15 protein-coding genes and 1 pseudogene are annotated in these 15,061 nt (G+C 56.8%); 8 read left to right on the top strand and 8 right to left on the bottom strand.

The annotated features are described in order from the left end of the window. Nucleotides 1–53 precede the first annotated feature (53 nt). The 5 genes and pseudogenes from ACZ3HG_RS13960 to ybaK all read left to right on the top strand — a co-directional run bounded on the left by ACZ3HG_RS13960 (nt 54) and on the right by ybaK (nt 3,006). Nucleotides 54–296: a cation transporter gene (locus tag ACZ3HG_RS13960; protein WP_423244823.1), complete on the top strand. Its 243-nt coding sequence runs from the start codon at nt 54–56 to the stop codon at nt 294–296. Between the two features lie 93 nt (nt 297–389). Next, entirely contained in the window at nt 390–668 is a 279-nt protein-coding gene (locus tag ACZ3HG_RS13965; protein WP_465333078.1) for a cation transporter, read from the top strand. After that, a pseudogene (locus ACZ3HG_RS13970) lies at nt 601–1,457 on the top strand (HAD-IC family P-type ATPase); the annotation flags it as partial. The gene ACZ3HG_RS13965 and the pseudogene ACZ3HG_RS13970, both read left to right, overlap by 68 nt. A gap of 87 nt (nt 1,458–1,544) precedes the next feature. Continuing rightward, on the top strand, nt 1,545–2,348 hold the full coding sequence (locus ACZ3HG_RS13975; RefSeq protein ID WP_191936905.1) for a TraB/GumN family protein: 804 nt from the start codon (nt 1,545–1,547) through the stop codon (nt 2,346–2,348). Nucleotides 2,349–2,526: 178 nt separating this feature from the next. Continuing rightward, the gene (ybaK, locus tag ACZ3HG_RS13980; protein ID WP_191933590.1) at nt 2,527–3,006 is read left to right on the top strand and encodes a Cys-tRNA(Pro)/Cys-tRNA(Cys) deacylase YbaK; all 480 of its coding nucleotides are present in this window, start codon (nt 2,527–2,529) and stop codon (nt 3,004–3,006) included. Here the strand turns inward: ybaK and ACZ3HG_RS13985 are convergent. Further along, nucleotides 3,003–3,869 carry a LysR substrate-binding domain-containing protein gene (locus ACZ3HG_RS13985; protein WP_191933591.1) on the bottom strand — a complete coding sequence of 289 codons (867 nt, stop codon included), beginning with the start codon at nt 3,867–3,869 and terminating at the stop codon, nt 3,003–3,005. The genes ybaK and ACZ3HG_RS13985 overlap by 4 nt on opposite strands. Nucleotides 3,870–3,957: 88 nt before the next feature. Here ACZ3HG_RS13985 and ACZ3HG_RS13990 point away from each other — a divergent pair, with 88 nt between their 5' ends. Then, complete coding sequence (locus ACZ3HG_RS13990) at nt 3,958–4,392, top strand: multidrug/biocide efflux PACE transporter (protein WP_191933592.1); 435 nt, start codon at nt 3,958–3,960, stop codon at nt 4,390–4,392. Between the two features lie 47 nt (nt 4,393–4,439). Here ACZ3HG_RS13990 and ushA read toward each other — a convergent pair whose 3' ends face one another. Beyond that, the gene (ushA, locus tag ACZ3HG_RS13995; RefSeq protein ID WP_465333079.1) at nt 4,440–6,194 is read right to left on the bottom strand and encodes a bifunctional UDP-sugar hydrolase/5'-nucleotidase UshA; all 1,755 of its coding nucleotides are present in this window, start codon (nt 6,192–6,194) and stop codon (nt 4,440–4,442) included. 174 nt (nt 6,195–6,368) lie between these two features. Here ushA and ACZ3HG_RS14000 point away from each other — a divergent pair, with 174 nt between their 5' ends. Further along, a complete protein-coding gene (locus ACZ3HG_RS14000) occupies nt 6,369–7,568 on the top strand; it encodes an MFS transporter (RefSeq protein WP_465333080.1) in 1,200 nt (399 codons plus the stop codon). A gap of 335 nt (nt 7,569–7,903) precedes the next feature. Continuing rightward, on the top strand, nt 7,904–9,586 hold the full coding sequence (gene ybaL, locus ACZ3HG_RS14005) for a YbaL family putative K(+) efflux transporter (protein ID WP_191936908.1): 1,683 nt from the start codon (nt 7,904–7,906) through the stop codon (nt 9,584–9,586). A 70-nt stretch (nt 9,587–9,656) separates the two neighbouring features. On the opposite strand, the gene ACZ3HG_RS14010 is transcribed toward ybaL, so the two are convergent. The 6 genes from ACZ3HG_RS14010 to ACZ3HG_RS14035 form a co-directional block, all read right to left on the bottom strand. After that, on the bottom strand, nt 9,657–10,961 hold the full coding sequence (locus tag ACZ3HG_RS14010) for an inosine/guanosine kinase (RefSeq protein WP_191933596.1): 1,305 nt from the start codon (nt 10,959–10,961) through the stop codon (nt 9,657–9,659). Between the two features lie 87 nt (nt 10,962–11,048). After that, nucleotides 11,049–12,008 carry a ferrochelatase gene (gene hemH, locus ACZ3HG_RS14015; protein WP_191933597.1) on the bottom strand — a complete coding sequence of 320 codons (960 nt, stop codon included), beginning with the start codon at nt 12,006–12,008 and terminating at the stop codon, nt 11,049–11,051. A gap of 116 nt (nt 12,009–12,124) precedes the next feature. Beyond that, on the bottom strand, nt 12,125–12,769 hold the full coding sequence (adk, locus tag ACZ3HG_RS14020; protein ID WP_137268730.1) for an adenylate kinase: 645 nt from the start codon (nt 12,767–12,769) through the stop codon (nt 12,125–12,127). Between the two features lie 93 nt (nt 12,770–12,862). Next, on the bottom strand, nt 12,863–13,765 hold the full coding sequence (locus ACZ3HG_RS14025) for a DMT family transporter (RefSeq protein ID WP_191933599.1): 903 nt from the start codon (nt 13,763–13,765) through the stop codon (nt 12,863–12,865). Next, nucleotides 13,762–14,637, bottom strand: coding sequence for a DUF6024 family protein (locus ACZ3HG_RS14030; RefSeq protein ID WP_465333082.1), 876 nt, complete (start codon nt 14,635–14,637; stop codon nt 13,762–13,764). Before ACZ3HG_RS14030 ends, ACZ3HG_RS14025 begins: the two co-directional genes overlap by 4 nt. Then, complete coding sequence (locus tag ACZ3HG_RS14035; protein WP_191933601.1) at nt 14,637–15,035, bottom strand: NUDIX hydrolase; 399 nt, start codon at nt 15,033–15,035, stop codon at nt 14,637–14,639. The genes ACZ3HG_RS14030 and ACZ3HG_RS14035 overlap by 1 nt, the downstream gene beginning before the upstream one ends. Between the last annotated feature and the right edge of the window lie 26 nt (nt 15,036–15,061).

Genomic DNA, 15,061 nt, shown 5'->3' on the forward strand with positions numbered 1-15,061 from the left:
ATAATGAATCTATAAACCGCTCCGGGTCAAACCGGATCAACAGGAGTCATGATATGTCGCAAATCACTACTCTGGCGCTGGACGGTTTGTCCTGCGGCCACTGCGTTAAACGGGTTAAAGAGACGCTGGAACAGCGTGATGATGTGGAACAGGCGGAGGTGAGCATCACGGAAGCCCGTGTAACCGGGGAGGCCAGCGCCGGGGCGCTGATCGCCGCCGTTGAGCAGGCAGGCTATCATGCCAGCCTGGCCGCAGGCGTTTCCCACCCAAAGCCTGACACGCTGACAGAATCATAATCTCAGCCGGAAGCGCTGACAGCGTTAACGCCTGAGCTTCCGGCGCAGAACGCTTCCTCTTCCCATGACAGCTTCCAGCTACTGATCGGCGGCATGACCTGCGTCAGCCGCGTACAAAATGCCCTGCAACAGGTTGCCGGCGTCAGTCAGGCTCGGGTCAACCTTGCCGAACACAGCGCGCTGGTGCTGGGGTCGGCATCGCCAGATGACCTGGTCAACGCCGTCAACTGTGCCGGGTATTGCGCTGAAATCATCGAAGATGATGTAAAAAGTCGGGAACATAGCAGCAAACCTCGCAGGCTGCCGTCAGGCCGCTGCCCTGGAGCAGGATTCCAGCCATCCACTGGCGCGGGCGATTCTGGCCTGTGCTGAAGGGGTCGATCTGCCCGATGTTGAGCAATTTCGTACAATACCCGGAAGGGCGTCAGCGGCATACTTGACGGCACGCCCCTGCTGCTGGGAAATCCGGCGCTGATGGCACAGCAGCAGGTCGTGACCGATGCCGCGACCACGCTGATTGCGCAGCAGGCGGCCAGCGGTGCGACGCCGGTGCTGCTGGCGGCAGGAGGAGAAATTGTTGCCCTGTTCGCCATCCGCGATCCGTTGCGTAAAGAGAGCATCAGCGCGCTGCAGCGGCTGCATCAACGCGGCTACCAGCTGGTGATGCTGACCGGTGATAACGCGGTCACGGCCGGGGCCATCGCTCGCAAAGCCGGTATCGATCGGGTGATCGCCGGGGTTCTGCCGGACGGAAAAGCCGAGGCGATCCGTGCCCTGCAACAGCAGGGGGAGCAGGTGGCGATGACTGGCGATGGCACTAACGATGCCCCCGCATTGGCGCAGGCCGATGTCGGTATTGCGATGGGCGGCGGCAGTGACGTCGCCATCGAAACCGCAGCCATCACGCTGATGCGTCAGGATCTGAACACAGTGGCGGATGCCTTAGCCATCGCGCAGGCCACACTGCGTAATATGAAACAGAATTTGCTCGGGGCATTTATCTACAACGCCTGCGGTATTCCGATTGCAGCGGGTGTGCTCTCCCCCCTGACGGGGACGCTGCTGAGTCCGGTTGTGGCGGGGGCAGCAATGGCTCTGTCATCGATTACGGTGGTTAGTAATGCCAATCGCCTGATCCGCTACCGTCCGCCACAGGCGTAATTCTGTTCACGCGTGCGGCTTATTGCCCTGTCCGTCAGCGAGTTATCACGCTAGCATGGTGTGATTAACCGGACGAGGCAGAAAAACATGGGCAATGTTGGGCACAGGCTTCAGACATTATGGCGCCGGCTGTGGCCGGTCAGTTACCGCTATCCGGCGATGGATTTGCGTCTGGGGGGCAGCCATCTGCACCTGGTGGGCAGTATTCATATGGGCACGCACAATATGATGCCGCTGCCCGCCGTGCTGAATGAAAAACTCCGGCAGGCCGATGCGCTGATTGTCGAGGCCGATATTACCGCCGGGGCGTCCCCCTTCAGTGAGAGTGAGCGTTGCCCTTCACTGACCGAACGGCTCTCTGCTGCGCAACTGCCGCTGCTTCAGCGCTACTGTGAAGAAGCTGGCGTCGATATGGAGCGCATTGATACCCTTCCCGCCTGGCAGGTGGCACTGATGCTTCAGGCACAGCAGGCACAGCGGCTGGGGCTGCGTGCCGACTGTGGTATTGACTATCAGCTGTTAAAAGCCGCACGGGAACAGCAAAAAAGGGTGATTGAACTGGAAGGGCCGGAGACGCAGCTGGCACTGCTGAAATCCCTGCCGGAGAACGGGCTGCCGCTGTTGCAAGATACGCTTGTTCACTGGCAGACCAATGCCCGCCTGCTGCAAACAATGGTGAGCTGGTGGCTGGAAGCACCGCCGGGCAGTGCCGGAATGCTGGCGCTGCCCAGCACCTTCAGCAACAGTCTGAACGACCTGCTTATGCACCAGCGCAATCGCCAGTGGTGCCAGTTTTTACGCCAGCTGCCGCCAGGTCGCTATGTGGTTGCTGTCGGCGCACTGCACCTGTACGGCGAAGGAAATTTACCGGGACTGTTAGCGCAGAAATAAAAAAAAGGCCGATATCGCTATCGGCCCGTCAATAAGGACATATTTATGAATTTTAGTTATCGTCTCAGCGGTTAGGCTGACGCGGGCAAGATTGTCGCTCAAAGAGTGAACTTTCGCCAGTACTTTTCTTCATCAATGATGGCTGTTCCCTGTTATCCCCGACACAAGGTGAGTCGATATGACACCCGCCGTAAAACTGCTTGAAAAACAAAATATCGCCTTTACATTACACCCGTATGAGCATGACAGCAGCGAAACCCACTTCGGCGACGAGGCGGTGCGCAAGTTGAATCTGAACGCCGACCAGGTCTATAAAACCCTGCTGGTGGCGCTCAACGGCGATAACAAAACGCTGGCCGTGGCGGTCACGCCGGTAGCCGGGCAGCTCGACCTGAAGAAGGTGGCAAAAGCACTGGGTGCAAAAAAAGTCGAGATGGCCGACCCGCAGTTTGCACAGCGCAGCACCGGCTACCTGCTGGGTGGCATCAGCCCGCTGGGGCAAAAGAAACGGCTGCCAACGGTGATTGACCATCTGGCACCGCAGTTTGCTACCGTCTATATTTCCGGCGGCAAGCGCGGGCTGGATATTGAACTGTCACCGCAGGATCTGGCCCGGCTGCTGAACGCCAGTTTTGCTGATATCGCTAAACGTGATTAACCGGGTCGCTGGGCAAGCAGTTGATCGATCATCCAGCGCCCGGCCGGTCCCGGCGGCGTTCGCCGTGACCACACCACATCGACCTGAATGTTTTGCGGCCAGCCGGGCACCGGCAGCTCGCGCAGTTTCTGATGACCAAACTGCTGCGTCAGCCAGCGCGGCAGGATGCTCCAGCCAAATCCCTGCTCCGCCATCTCCAGCAGCAGCAGGTAGGACTGCGCCAGCCAGATTTTGCCCGCCGGGACGGGAGAACGTTCAATCCAGGTATTCAGCCGCAGCTGTCGCAGCGATTTCAGATCCGCTTCTGTCACCTTTTGTTGCTGCGCCAGCGGATGGTCCTGATGCAGATAAATCGCCATCTGCGCCTCAATTTGCAGGCGCTGCACGCTGATATCGGAAGGGTAATACTCCTGCACGCGCACCACGCCGATATGCGCACGGTTGCTCTGCAACAGGTCGATAACGTCAGCGTCTTCGGCGATCATGCACTCAAATTCAATATCGGGGTAGCGGGTGGAAAAGCGCTGCAACAGCGATTCATGGTAATCCGCCTGCCAGAAATCGGAGATCGCCAGCCGCAGGCACGGTTCCACCTCACCGGCAAGGCGGATCGCCAGCTCATCCAGCTGGGCTGAAGCAGCCAGGATCTCTTTAACCTGTGCCAGCGCCCGCTGCCCGTTTTCAGTCAATACCGGGTTACGCGACTCGCGGCTGAACAGGGTAAAACCCAGATCCTGTTCCAGATTTGCCACAGCGGTGCTGATGGTCGACTGGCTTTTACGCAGCGCCCGGGCCGCCGCCGAGAACGATCCGCTTTCGACGGTCTGTACAAAGGCTTCCAGTGACTCCGGTGAGTAACGCACAGGTGTATCGCTTTTTTCGATGGATAATCATTTTATCTTAGCAAATAAAACGTGGAAAATAGTGGTCAGAGTGAATTAAGGAGGACGTATGTCTGCTCGTAAGCTGAAAGAGCGTGTTTTTCATGCAGTAGGATTTGAGGTGCTGGCCATTGCCATCGTATCGCCGGTGGCCGCCTGGGTGATGAATAAACCGTTACTTCAGATGGGCGCACTGGCCATTATGCTGTCGACGGTGGCTATGATATGGAACATCATTTATAACGCCGGGTTTGACCGTCTGTATCCGCGTGACAAAGTGAAGCGCGGCCTCGCCCTGCGCATCATGCACGCGCTGGGTTTTGAAGGGGGATTTATCCTGATTGGTCTGCCGCTGGCGGCCTGGATGCTCGGCGTCTCGCTGTGGCAGGCATTTATGATTGAAGTCGCCTTCTTCCTGTTCTTCCTGCCGTATACCGTGGTGTATAACTGGCTGTACGACAAGTTGCGCGAGCGCTTTATTGCCGCCCGTCGTCACCCGGCGTAAGGCGGGTCAGGGTCGACCGGAACAGGTCGACCCCATGGGTAACACGATTAATGCATTGCGGTATCTATCTTCGCCTGGCGCCACTTCTTCGGCGCCGGGGACGTCTCCTCTACGGAGGCCTTCTCAGCCTCAGCAGGTTTTTCCTCCGCCTTCTGGTAGACGATCTCTCCGGCCGGCTGATACTTCGCCACGTCCAGCGGTGAATGGCTCTGGATATACTGCTTCAACACTTCAGCATCGACAAACCCGGTATTGACGTACCCCGGCAGCTTATCCACCAGCGGGTAGCCATCGCCCCCCGTCGCGTTAAAGCTCAGGGTCGCCATACGGTAGGTTTTATCAGCTTCCAGCGGTTTTCCGTTGATGCGGATATCGCTGACGCCGCTGCCGTTGGCCGTCAGACTGACGCGGGCAAACTGCGCATAGGCTCCGGAATCCACCTGTTTATTGGCCACCACGGCGAGATACTGTTCCACTTCGCTGCCTTTCATATCAACATAGACAAGCTGGTTGCCGAACGGCTGCACTTTGAGAACGTCTTTATAGGTGATCGGCCCCGCCTCAATGGAGTCGCGTACGCCACCGCCGCTCATAACCGCGAAGTCGGCCTGAGTGCGGTCGATCTGCCCTTCGAGGATCAGGCGCGCCATTGACGTCTGCACAAAGCGCACTTTGCTGCGATCGCCTTCCAGCCGCCCGTTAACGCTGCCGATGTTAATACCAAGCTGCGCTTCGCCCTTTTTCTGGAACGGGGTCAGTAATTTTTGCATCGCCGGATTTTTCGCTATCTCAGGCGTGTAGTTTACCCAGGTGGTGCTGCCGTCAGCATTTTTCACCTTGTGCTTCAGGTTAATCGGCACCAGCTCATAATGTTCCAGCGTCAGCTTACCGTTCAGGAAGGTGAAGTCCGCACGGCCTATATATTTGCCCCACTCGTGCGCCTGCACAATCCAGGTGCCGTTCTGACGATCCGGCGTACAAGGCGTGCCGGGCACGTAATCGGCCTGTTTAACATTCTCTTTCACCATACAGACCGGATCCTGCGAGTGGCCTCCGACGATCATATCCAGGTAGCCAGCCGGCAGCTCACGCGCCATCTCAACGTCGCCCGGGGCATTGGAACCGTGTTGCCCATTATCGTAGTGGCCCATATGTGTGGCGGCGATAATCACATCCGGCTTCTCTTTCGCCCGCAGCGCCTCGACTACCGCTTTCGCTTCCGTGGCCGGTTTGTGGAACACGATATCAGTGAAGTTTTCCGGATTGCCGATTTTCGCCGTGTCATCCGTGGTCAGACCGATGACGGCAATTTTCAGCCCCATGCGGTTAAACAGCGCATAGGGCTCAAACAGGCGTTTCCCGGTGCTTTTTTGATAAATATTGGCCGAGAGCAGCGGGAATTTGGCCCACTTCTGCTGCTGGCGCAGAACGGAGAGAGGATTATCAAATTCATGGTTGCCGATCGCCATTGCATCATAGCCAATCAGGTTCATACCGCGAAAGTCAGGTTCCGCATCCTGCAGGTCCGACTCCGGCACGCCGGTATTGATATCGCCGCCGGAGAGGATCAGCGTCGCCCCGCCGTGCGCCTGCACTTCATAACGGATCTGGTCCATCATGGTTTTTTGCGCCGCGAGGCCATATTCGCCCTGCTCGTTATTCCAGAAACGGCCGTGGTGATCGTTGGTATGCAACACGGTAAATTTATAGGTGCGATCTTTGACCCACGCCTGAGCCATCAGCGGCACGCTTAATAACGCCACCGTCATGACGCTGGCAAAACTTTTTTTGAATACTGGCACTCTGACCCTCCTTGTTGAACAACCCGGACTTAACGAAAATAATAATTTTTGTGACACTGGCCTGATTATGCCGCAGGATTAGCTCTAAAAGATAATTACTCCAGCTTATGTTGTGGGCAAGCTAACGGCTTTTCTCCGCACAATAAAAACATAAGACGATGACAGGTTAAATTAATGGCAAGCGATCGTACTCTTTCTTCCCCACACCCCCCCGTCAGGCGCACCGCTTTTGAGGTGCTTGGTGCCATCAGCGTGGCGCATTTACTCAACGATATGATCCAGTCACTGATTCTGGCGATTTACCCGCTGCTGCGTGAGGACTTTTCGCTGAGTTTTGTGCAGATAGGCCTGATCACGCTGACGTATCAGATGACCGCCTCGCTGTTACAGCCGCTGATTGGTTACTATACCGATAAGCATCCTCAGCCCTGGTCACTGCCTGTCGGCATGGGGTTCACCTTGTGTGGTCTGGTTCTGCTGGCTATGGCCAGTAATTTCCCGACAATCCTGGTGGCGGCGGCGCTGGTGGGCACCGGGTCCTCCGTGTTCCATCCTGAGTCATCGCGCGTGGCCCGCATGGCCTCCGGCGGGCGGCACGGCCTGGCGCAGTCACTGTTCCAGGTCGGTGGCAATCTGGGCAGCTCACTCGGCCCCCTGCTGGCAGCGCTGATTATCGCCCCGTACGGTCGCGGTAACGTTGCCTGGTTCTCGCTGGCAGCCCTGCTGGCCATTATTGTGCTGTTGCAGATCAGTCGCTGGTATCAGCATCAGAATCGCGTGACTAAAGGCCATGCTGCCCCGGTGGTCAGCACACTGCCGCGTCGCCAGGTGGCGTTTGCCATAACCATTCTGCTGGTACTGGTATTCTCGAAGTATTTCTATCTCACCAGCCTCAGCAGTTATTACACCTTCTACCTGATGCATAAATTCGGGCTTTCCGTGCAGAATGCCCAGCTCCATCTGTTTATGTTCCTGTTTGCCGTGGCGGCCGGTACCGTGGTGGGAGGACCGATTGGCGACAGAATTGGCCGTAAGCGGGTGATTTGGGTGTCGATTCTGGGCGTTGCCCCTTTTACCCTGATGCTGCCCTGGGTCAACTTGTGGTGGACCGGTGCGCTGTCGGTGGTGATAGGCTTTATTCTGGCCTCAGCATTTTCAGCCATTCTGGTGTATGCCCAGGAGCTGATGCCCGGACGTATCGGTATGGTTTCCGGCCTGTTTTTCGGTTTCTCCTTCGGAATGGGTGGGCTGGGTGCCGCCGTGCTGGGGGTGGTGGCCGACCGTCATGGCATCGAGCTGGTCTATCAAATCTGCGCTTACCTTCCTCTTCTGGGCATTCTTACGGCTTTCCTGCCTGATAACCGCCATAAATAGTCCCTTCCCGGTGCTAATCACTGTTTTTAGCACCGGTTCATCCTCCTGCAATGTCTGCCTTACACTCTGATAAGTGTATAAAATCGAACTCTCTGACAACTTTATCTCAGTAAATCATTTTTTTTGCCGTTATTACTCATAATGACAAGCGTCATCCCGGAATATGCCATACACTAAAAACTTACAACTGGACACAATTACACTCTGAATGATTTGAGTTGCTCGATAACGGCAAACCTGCGGGTCTCCTGGAGCTACAGTCAGCGAATGACCCGGTTGTCGCCAACGCCTCCGCAACTTGACGTATCAAGGGTATGCACACAAAGGAGACAGGCATGCATCACACCACACCGCTTATCACCACTATCGTAGGAGGCTTAGTTCTCGCCTTCCTCTTCGGTATGCTGGCCAATCGTCTGCGCATTTCTCCTCTTGTCGGTTATCTTTTGGCTGGCGTCCTTGCCGGACCCTTTACACCGGGTTTTGTGGCAGACACGAATCTGGCCCCGGAACTGGCTGAACTGGGGGTGATCCTGCTGATGTTTGGCGTGGGTCTGCACTTCTCACTGAAAGACCTGATGGCGGTAAAGTCGATTGCCATCCCCGGTGCCGTTGCACAAATCGCCGCCGCCACGCTGTTAGGCATGGGGCTGTCGTGGGCGCTGGGATGGCCAATAATGACAGGTCTGGTGTTCGGGCTGTGCCTGTCCACCGCCAGCACCGTCGTGCTGCTGCGGGCACTTGAAGAGCGGCAGCTGATTGACAGCCAGCGTGGACAGATTGCTATTGGCTGGCTGATTGTGGAAGACCTGATGATGGTGCTGGCGCTGGTGCTGCTGCCTGCTCTCGCCGGGCTGTTCGAAGAAGGGAATGCCAGCGTCACCGCCATCATGATTGACCTGCTGATCACCATCGGCAAGGTGGTCGCCTTTATGGTACTGATGATGGTCGTCGGACGCCGCGTGGTGCCGTGGATCCTCGCCCGCAGCGCGGCCACCGGTTCACGCGAGCTATTTACCCTTTCAGTGCTGGCACTGGCGCTGGGCATTGCCTTTGGTGCCGTCGAATTCTTTGATGTTTCCTTTGCACTGGGTGCCTTCTTCGCCGGTATGGTGCTGAACGAATCTGAACTGAGCCACCGGGCGGCGCACGATACGCTGCCCCTGCGCGACGCCTTTGCCGTCCTGTTCTTCGTTTCCGTCGGCATGCTGTTTGACCCGATGATCCTGGTCCAGCAGCCGCTGGCGGTACTGGGCGCGCTGGCGATTATCGTCTTCGGCAAATCCCTGGTCGCGCTGGCGCTGGTGATGCTGTTTGGCCACTCCAAACGCACCGCGCTGACCATCTCCGTCAGCCTGGCCCAAATCGGGGAGTTCGCCTTTATCCTTGCTGGACTGGGCATCTCACTGAATATCTTACCGGAGAGCGGGCGTAACCTGGTGCTGGCAGGCGCTATCCTGTCGATCATGCTGAACCCGATCCTGTTTGCCGTACTGGAGCGCTATCTGCAAAAAACAGAAACCATCGAAGAGCAGACCATGGAAGAAGCTATTGAAGAAGAGAAACAGATCCCGGTTGACCTGTGCAATCACGCAGTGATTGTTGGTTTTGGCCGCGTCGGCAGCCTGCTGGGCAGCCGCCTGATGGAAGCCGGTATTCCCATTGTGGTGGTGGAAAACAGCCGACCGCGCGTTGAGGCGCTGCGCGCACAGGGGATCAAAGCCGTACTGGGCAATGCCGCGCGCAGTGACACGATGGCGCTCGCCCGTCTGGACTGTGCGCGCTGGCTGCTGCTGACGATCCCGAACGGTTATGAAGCCGGGGAAATTGTCACTGCCGCGCGGGAAACTCGCCCGAATATCGAGATTATCGCCCGCGCACATTATGACGATGAAGTGGATTACATCATGGAGCGCGGTGCAGATCGTGTGGTGATGGGCGAGCGGGAGATCGCGAACAGCATGCTGAATCTGCTGCTGTTGAGTCCGGTGGAAACCCCGGCGGAATGCCCGATTTAACGCTCTTCAGGGGCGGCCCTCTTTTCCGGTCGCCCCGCTCCGATGACGGGCATAATCCTTCTTATGCCTCTTATCGTTCCCAGTAAGACTCTTCCAGGCTGTCTTCCCGTTCCGGCAGCCCGCGCGTCAGGCGCGGCGAATGTTGATTCAGTACCTGATAGCTCACGCGATTGGCATATTTACACACCTGCGCCAGCGAGGAGTAAGTGAGGTAGTTGCGCCCGTGCTTGCTCGAGTTTGGCACGTTGGAACGGTGAAAGTTATTGGCCGTAATATCGTGCAACAGCGCCGCCAGCGCGCCGTCCCCTGCCCCGTTCGTATTCATGATCTTCTCCGGCCCACCCATGTAGGGCGCAATATGGGAAAATATACGCAAAGGCTGGGTACAGTCCTGATGGCGCATGGCGCGGCTGAACTCGTACTGGTTGAACTCAGGAATGGCCCCCGGCAGTAACGGATGCTGCGTAGTGCGCTTGCCGGACTCCTCGGTAAAGGCAGCCATATACAGGCCATTAGGCCCCGCCGTGCAAAGCACCAGATCCACCCAGTCGAGGGCAATGTTTGCCGCCTGCAGCGGGTCCTGTTCGCCGGTCAGTTCGAACGCCTCATCCTCGTTCATCGCCACCACAGAGACGTGCTCGCGCAGGAAATCACGCCAGAACTGCGGATTATCCGCAATGACGTATTTGGTGCCCAGCGTCAGTACCACCGGGACGTTGTGCTTCTTCGCCCAGTGGATCGCCTGCATGGTCGCCGCCGGCATCGGCTCTCCCGGCTTACAGCGCACCAGATACGAGGTCAGCACCAGCGCCGAAGCCCCGGCAATGACCTCCTCAGGAATACTCTGCGGATGCAGCTGGTTCATCATCCCCGGACTGATGGCAAAGGTGCGCTCACCATTATCGCCAATCAGGGTAAAACAGCGGCCAATCGCCCCGTCCACGCCCTGCAGATAGTTCAGGTCGGTCCGGCTGGAGGTATTACACAGATAACGGTACGCGTAACCGCCAATCTGGACGTTGTTGCACATCACGCCCAGCAGCACCGAACGGTCATCGGCCAGGACCGAATAGTTGTGCAGCGTATTACCGATGGTGCCACCAGCAAACTGGTGAGTGATCAGATTATGGGCAACCAGCTCGGCATAGAGCGCCTCGGCAACGTCATCTTCAATCACCAGAGAGTGGCCGAGGCTCAGGCCATAGCGCGTCACAAAGTCATCGTCGACCTTCGCTTCAATGTCGACCAGAATCTGATCGATACCGACAATCCAGCTGTTCGCTGCATCATTTTCCGGCTGAACCGGCTGCAGCAGGGGATCGCGGGCGCTGACGGGGAAATAGTGTTTAGATTTACGCTTACCGGGGAATTTCATAATTGCAGGCTACAAGAGAGGATCAGAGCGCAATCATAGCACAATTGCGCTCTGTGACGATCCGGGGACAAGGGCTGCCCCACGGTTTTAGCGGTGCTGGTTGACCAGTTCCAGCATCATGGTGACATGTTCTTCGTCATCATTCAGCGCCGGAATGTACTCAAACCGCGTACCGCCTGCATGCAGGAAGATTTCACGGTTTTCTCCGTTGATCTCTTCCAGCGTTTCCAGGCAGTCAGAGGAGAAACCCGGGCTCATAATCTGCACGTGCTTCACGCCCTTGGCGGGCAGTGATTTCATGGTTTCATCTGTGTAAGGCATCAGCCATGGCTCACGACCAAAGCGCGACTGGAAGGTCAGCATGGCTTCGCTGCTGCCCAGTCCGAGTGACGCGGTCAGCGCGTTAAAGGTGTCGTAACAGCGCTGCGGATAGTCATCGCCTTCATTGGCAAAACGCTGCGGGATACCGTGAAATGAGGTGACCAGCAGGTCGGGCTTGCCGTGCTGCGCAAAAGAACGCTCCACCGACGCTTTCAGCGCGGCAATATAGGCCGGGTGCTCAGCGTAGTCGCGGATGAAGTGTACGGAAGGCAAGCTACGATAACCGGCAAAGACCTCGGTAATACCGTCCCACACGGCGGCCACCGTCGAGCAGGAAAACTGCGGATAGAGCGGCAGCACGATTAAACGCGTAACACCCTGCTGCATCAGGCTGTCGATGGCGCTTTTCAGGCTCGGATTACCGTAGCTCATCCCCAGTTCTACCGGCATATCCAGTCTGGCAGCCAGCGCATCGCGCTGACGCTTGCTGAAGACCAGCAGCGGAGAGCCATCATCCATCCACACGGAAGCATACAGCTTCGCCACGCGAGGGGAACGGATCGGAAGGATCCCAAGATTCAGGATTGGCCACCATAGCCAGCGCGGAGAGTCGACCACGCGTTTATCGCTAAGGAACTGTTTAAGGTAACGTTTTACGGCAGGTGTCGTTGGGGCATCTGGGGTGCCTAAATTAACCAGTAATACGCCAGGCTTATCTTGCCTCATTGTTATTCCTTTTTACGGCATCGTCGGGGGATGAAACGAGACTTATTCTAGCGGAAAAAAGCGGGGGATAAACCAATTGCTGCAATTGAGCCAGGGGGAACCCTGGCTCAGCGGCATTAACCGAGGATTTTAGCCAGCTCAGCGCTGACTTCAGTCACTTTACGGGTGCCGTCAATTTTGTGGTACGCGGTGTTACCGGCATCCGCTTCTTTGCTGTAGTAAGCAATCAGCGGTGCGGTCATCTCGTGGTATTCCACCAGACGTTTACGTACGGTCGCTTCCTGATCGTCTTTGCGGATGGTCAGTTCTTCACCAGTCACGTCATCTTTACCTTCCACTTTCGGTGGATTGTAGGTGACGTGGTACACACGACCGGACGGCGCATGGACCCGGCGGCCGACGATACGATCAACGATCAGTTCGTCAGGTACGGCAAACTCCAGCACGTAGTCCACTTTAATGCCCGCTTCCTTCATGGCATCAGCCTGAGGAATGGTGCGTGGGAAACCGTCCAGCAGGAAACCGTTGCGACAGTCTTCCTGAGCAATACGCTCTTTAACCAGCGCAATGACCAGCTCGTCGGTCACCAGTTTACCGTCATCCATAATCTGTTTGGCTTTCTGACCCAGTTCCGAACCGGCTTTAACAGCGGCGCGTAACATGTCACCCGTGGAGATTTGCGGAATACCGTATTTCTCCATAATGAACTGAGCCTGAGTCCCTTTACCTGCACCCGGAGCTCCGAGCAGAATAATACGCATTGCGTAAATCCCCTTGCGAATCGCTTGATTGATCACTTTATCTGAGCGCAAGAACATACCATTTTGGCCCGCTATCCACAAGGAAGGGCACGGTTAACCTGCATCCGCATAGCGTTGCAGCGCCCCCTGGCGACGGGCGTAAAGAGACTGAGAAAGCACCGCAATGATGATAATCGCCCCACCAATAACTGCATGAATTGTAGGCACTTCGTCCATAAACAGATACATCCACAGCGGCGCAAGCGCCGTTTCAAGCAGCAAAAACAGCCCGGCGTTGGCCGGCGAGACAAAACGCGTGGATAACGTGATTAACCCCATGGCCAGCGGCATAATCAGCGCCCCTTCAGCGATCACCCAGCCATATTGCGCGGCGGATAACACTTTCAGACTATCGGCCATGTTGGCGTCGGGCCAGAGCAGGATTAACACCGATGCCAGCACCGCCCCCAGGGAGGGCAATCCGGCCGTGCCGCCGCTGACGCGGGAGGTAAAGCTAAACGCCAGTGCCATCGATACCGCCGTGCCCAACGCATAAACATTGGCGATACCGCTGTGACCGAGACCGCGCCCCGACATCACAATCACCACGCCCGCGATCCCCGCCAGCGAGGCCAGCATCACGCTGCGATCGATCGCCACTTTGAAGAACAAACGGCCGATCAGCGCAGAAATAAACGGCGTTGACGAGATGATCACCAATACCGTAGCAACGTTGCCCCGGTTCAGTGCGTTAACGAAGCAGGCCGACGCGATACAAAAAAACAGCGCCGACAGAACATTGTCTTTGGTCAGCCAGGGCGTGCCGAGGGTGCTGCGGCTCTGCCGCCAGAACGCCCACATCAGCATACAGACGCCCCACATGCAGAGACCGCGCAGTACGACGATCAGCCAGGAGTTTTCAATGCCCATCATGCGGATGAAAACGGAATCCGTACTGAGGATCACGCCGCCCAGCAGGCCAATTACGTTGCCATTTATGCTCAAGGTGCTTTTCATTTCGCCTCCCACAGCGCGCAAAGCGCCCGTTCAACCTGCTGCGTCATATCCACCGGTTTACTGCCGTCTCCCCGCGCCCAGCAGGAGATCCGCAGGGTTTTAGCCTGCGGAAAATAGCTGGCCCCTGCCGCTTTTACCTGCTGCTGTACTCCCTCGCTAAGGGCCGGCACGGGAAAACAGCTAAAGGGTAAGCCTGGGGCGCTGATGGAAGTAAAGTCCAGGCCGCCCACGTCCTTCAGCGCGACCGTCCCGACCTTTGCCACGTTATAGGGCTGCCAGCCGGTGCTACGCACGTTATCCAGAGCTTCCAGCAGCGGTTTGGCCGATGACGTTGACTCTTCAAACAGTCGCAGCTCGCTGCGCATCAGGGTGCTGAAATCCTCCGGACGCAGAGCAATGACCGCCAGTCCGATGGTCAGTGAGGCATGCTTGTGCAGGGGCGCGACGAAGATCGAGCTATCGGCTGTCAGTTCGCTATGGCGGTTGGTCGCAAAGCTGTGGGAGGCATCCACCACCCCTTTGCCTTTGCTGTCTTTCAGGCTGTTCACTTCCCCGGTATAGGGATTCACGTGAGTAATGATCGGCACGCTGCCTGGCCCGGTAAAATGGGAGGACGGCGGACTGAAAAGCTCAGTAATAGGCTGATAGTGCGCGTGTTTTGCCAGGCAGAGCGTGGTCTCCTGCTTATGGAACAGGTGTGACAGGATCACCAGACCGACGCGGACTGACTGGACGAAAAACAGATCGTACTCTTCCAGTCGGTAAATACGGGTCAGCTCTTCCCGGAGTTCATCTTTCAGCATAGCGACTCGCTTATAAAACCGATCGCCATGAATCTGTTGTAGCTGGGGGGAAAGTGAGGATGCGTCCATTAGTTGATCAACTCTTGCTGGAAAAGCAGTGGCATAACGTTATCGCGGAAGATCGACCCGACCGCGATTTCACAAGGGGGTTTGCGGTAGTTCACCCACGCAATTTCTTCTATTTCGCTGCCCGCGCGGGGCTGACCGGCAATGTCTACGTGGTAGACGTGATTTTCAATGGCCATGGCTTCGAATTCAGCCTTGCCGTGAAACAGGCCAAACGGCCGGAAACTTTTAATCTGCACGCCCAGCTCTTCCTGCAGTTCACGCTTCAGGCAGCTCAGGTGATCTTCTCCGGCCAGCGGCTTACCACCGGGGGAAATAAAAATGCCGGTGCCCCGCTTGCGGGTCAGCAGCAGGGAACGCTGGTAAATAATAATGGCGGCACATTTAACGATTATTTTCATCGCAGGCTCCGGGTGGCGTAATCCAC

The organism is Erwinia sp. PME.40.26/001, assembly GCF_055556675.1.

Bases quoted from the DNA above. Each gene is read 5' to 3' on its own strand.
- adk (WP_137268730.1), bottom strand. From the start codon at position 12,769: ATGCGTATTATTCTGCTCGGAGCTCCGGGTGCAGGTAAAGGGACTCAG.
- ACZ3HG_RS14030 (WP_465333082.1), bottom strand. From the start codon at position 14,637: ATGGACGCATCCTCACTTTCCCCCCAGCTACAACAGATTCATGGCGAT.
- ACZ3HG_RS14010 (WP_191933596.1), bottom strand. From the start codon at position 10,961: ATGAAATTCCCCGGTAAGCGTAAATCTAAACACTATTTCCCCGTCAGC.
- ACZ3HG_RS13990 (WP_191933592.1), top strand. From the start codon at position 3,958: ATGTCTGCTCGTAAGCTGAAAGAGCGTGTTTTTCATGCAGTAGGATTT.
- ybaK (WP_191933590.1), top strand. From the start codon at position 2,527: ATGACACCCGCCGTAAAACTGCTTGAAAAACAAAATATCGCCTTTACA.
- hemH (WP_191933597.1), bottom strand. From the start codon at position 12,008: ATGAGGCAAGATAAGCCTGGCGTATTACTGGTTAATTTAGGCACCCCA.
- ACZ3HG_RS14000 (WP_465333080.1), top strand. From the start codon at position 6,369: ATGGCAAGCGATCGTACTCTTTCTTCCCCACACCCCCCCGTCAGGCGC.
- ACZ3HG_RS14025 (WP_191933599.1), bottom strand. From the start codon at position 13,765: ATGAAAAGCACCTTGAGCATAAATGGCAACGTAATTGGCCTGCTGGGC.
- ACZ3HG_RS13975 (WP_191936905.1), top strand. From the start codon at position 1,545: ATGGGCAATGTTGGGCACAGGCTTCAGACATTATGGCGCCGGCTGTGG.
- ACZ3HG_RS13965 (WP_465333078.1), top strand. From the start codon at position 390: ATGACCTGCGTCAGCCGCGTACAAAATGCCCTGCAACAGGTTGCCGGC.
- ACZ3HG_RS14035 (WP_191933601.1), bottom strand. From the start codon at position 15,035: ATGAAAATAATCGTTAAATGTGCCGCCATTATTATTTACCAGCGTTCC.
- ACZ3HG_RS13960 (WP_423244823.1), top strand. From the start codon at position 54: ATGTCGCAAATCACTACTCTGGCGCTGGACGGTTTGTCCTGCGGCCAC.
- ybaL (WP_191936908.1), top strand. From the start codon at position 7,904: ATGCATCACACCACACCGCTTATCACCACTATCGTAGGAGGCTTAGTT.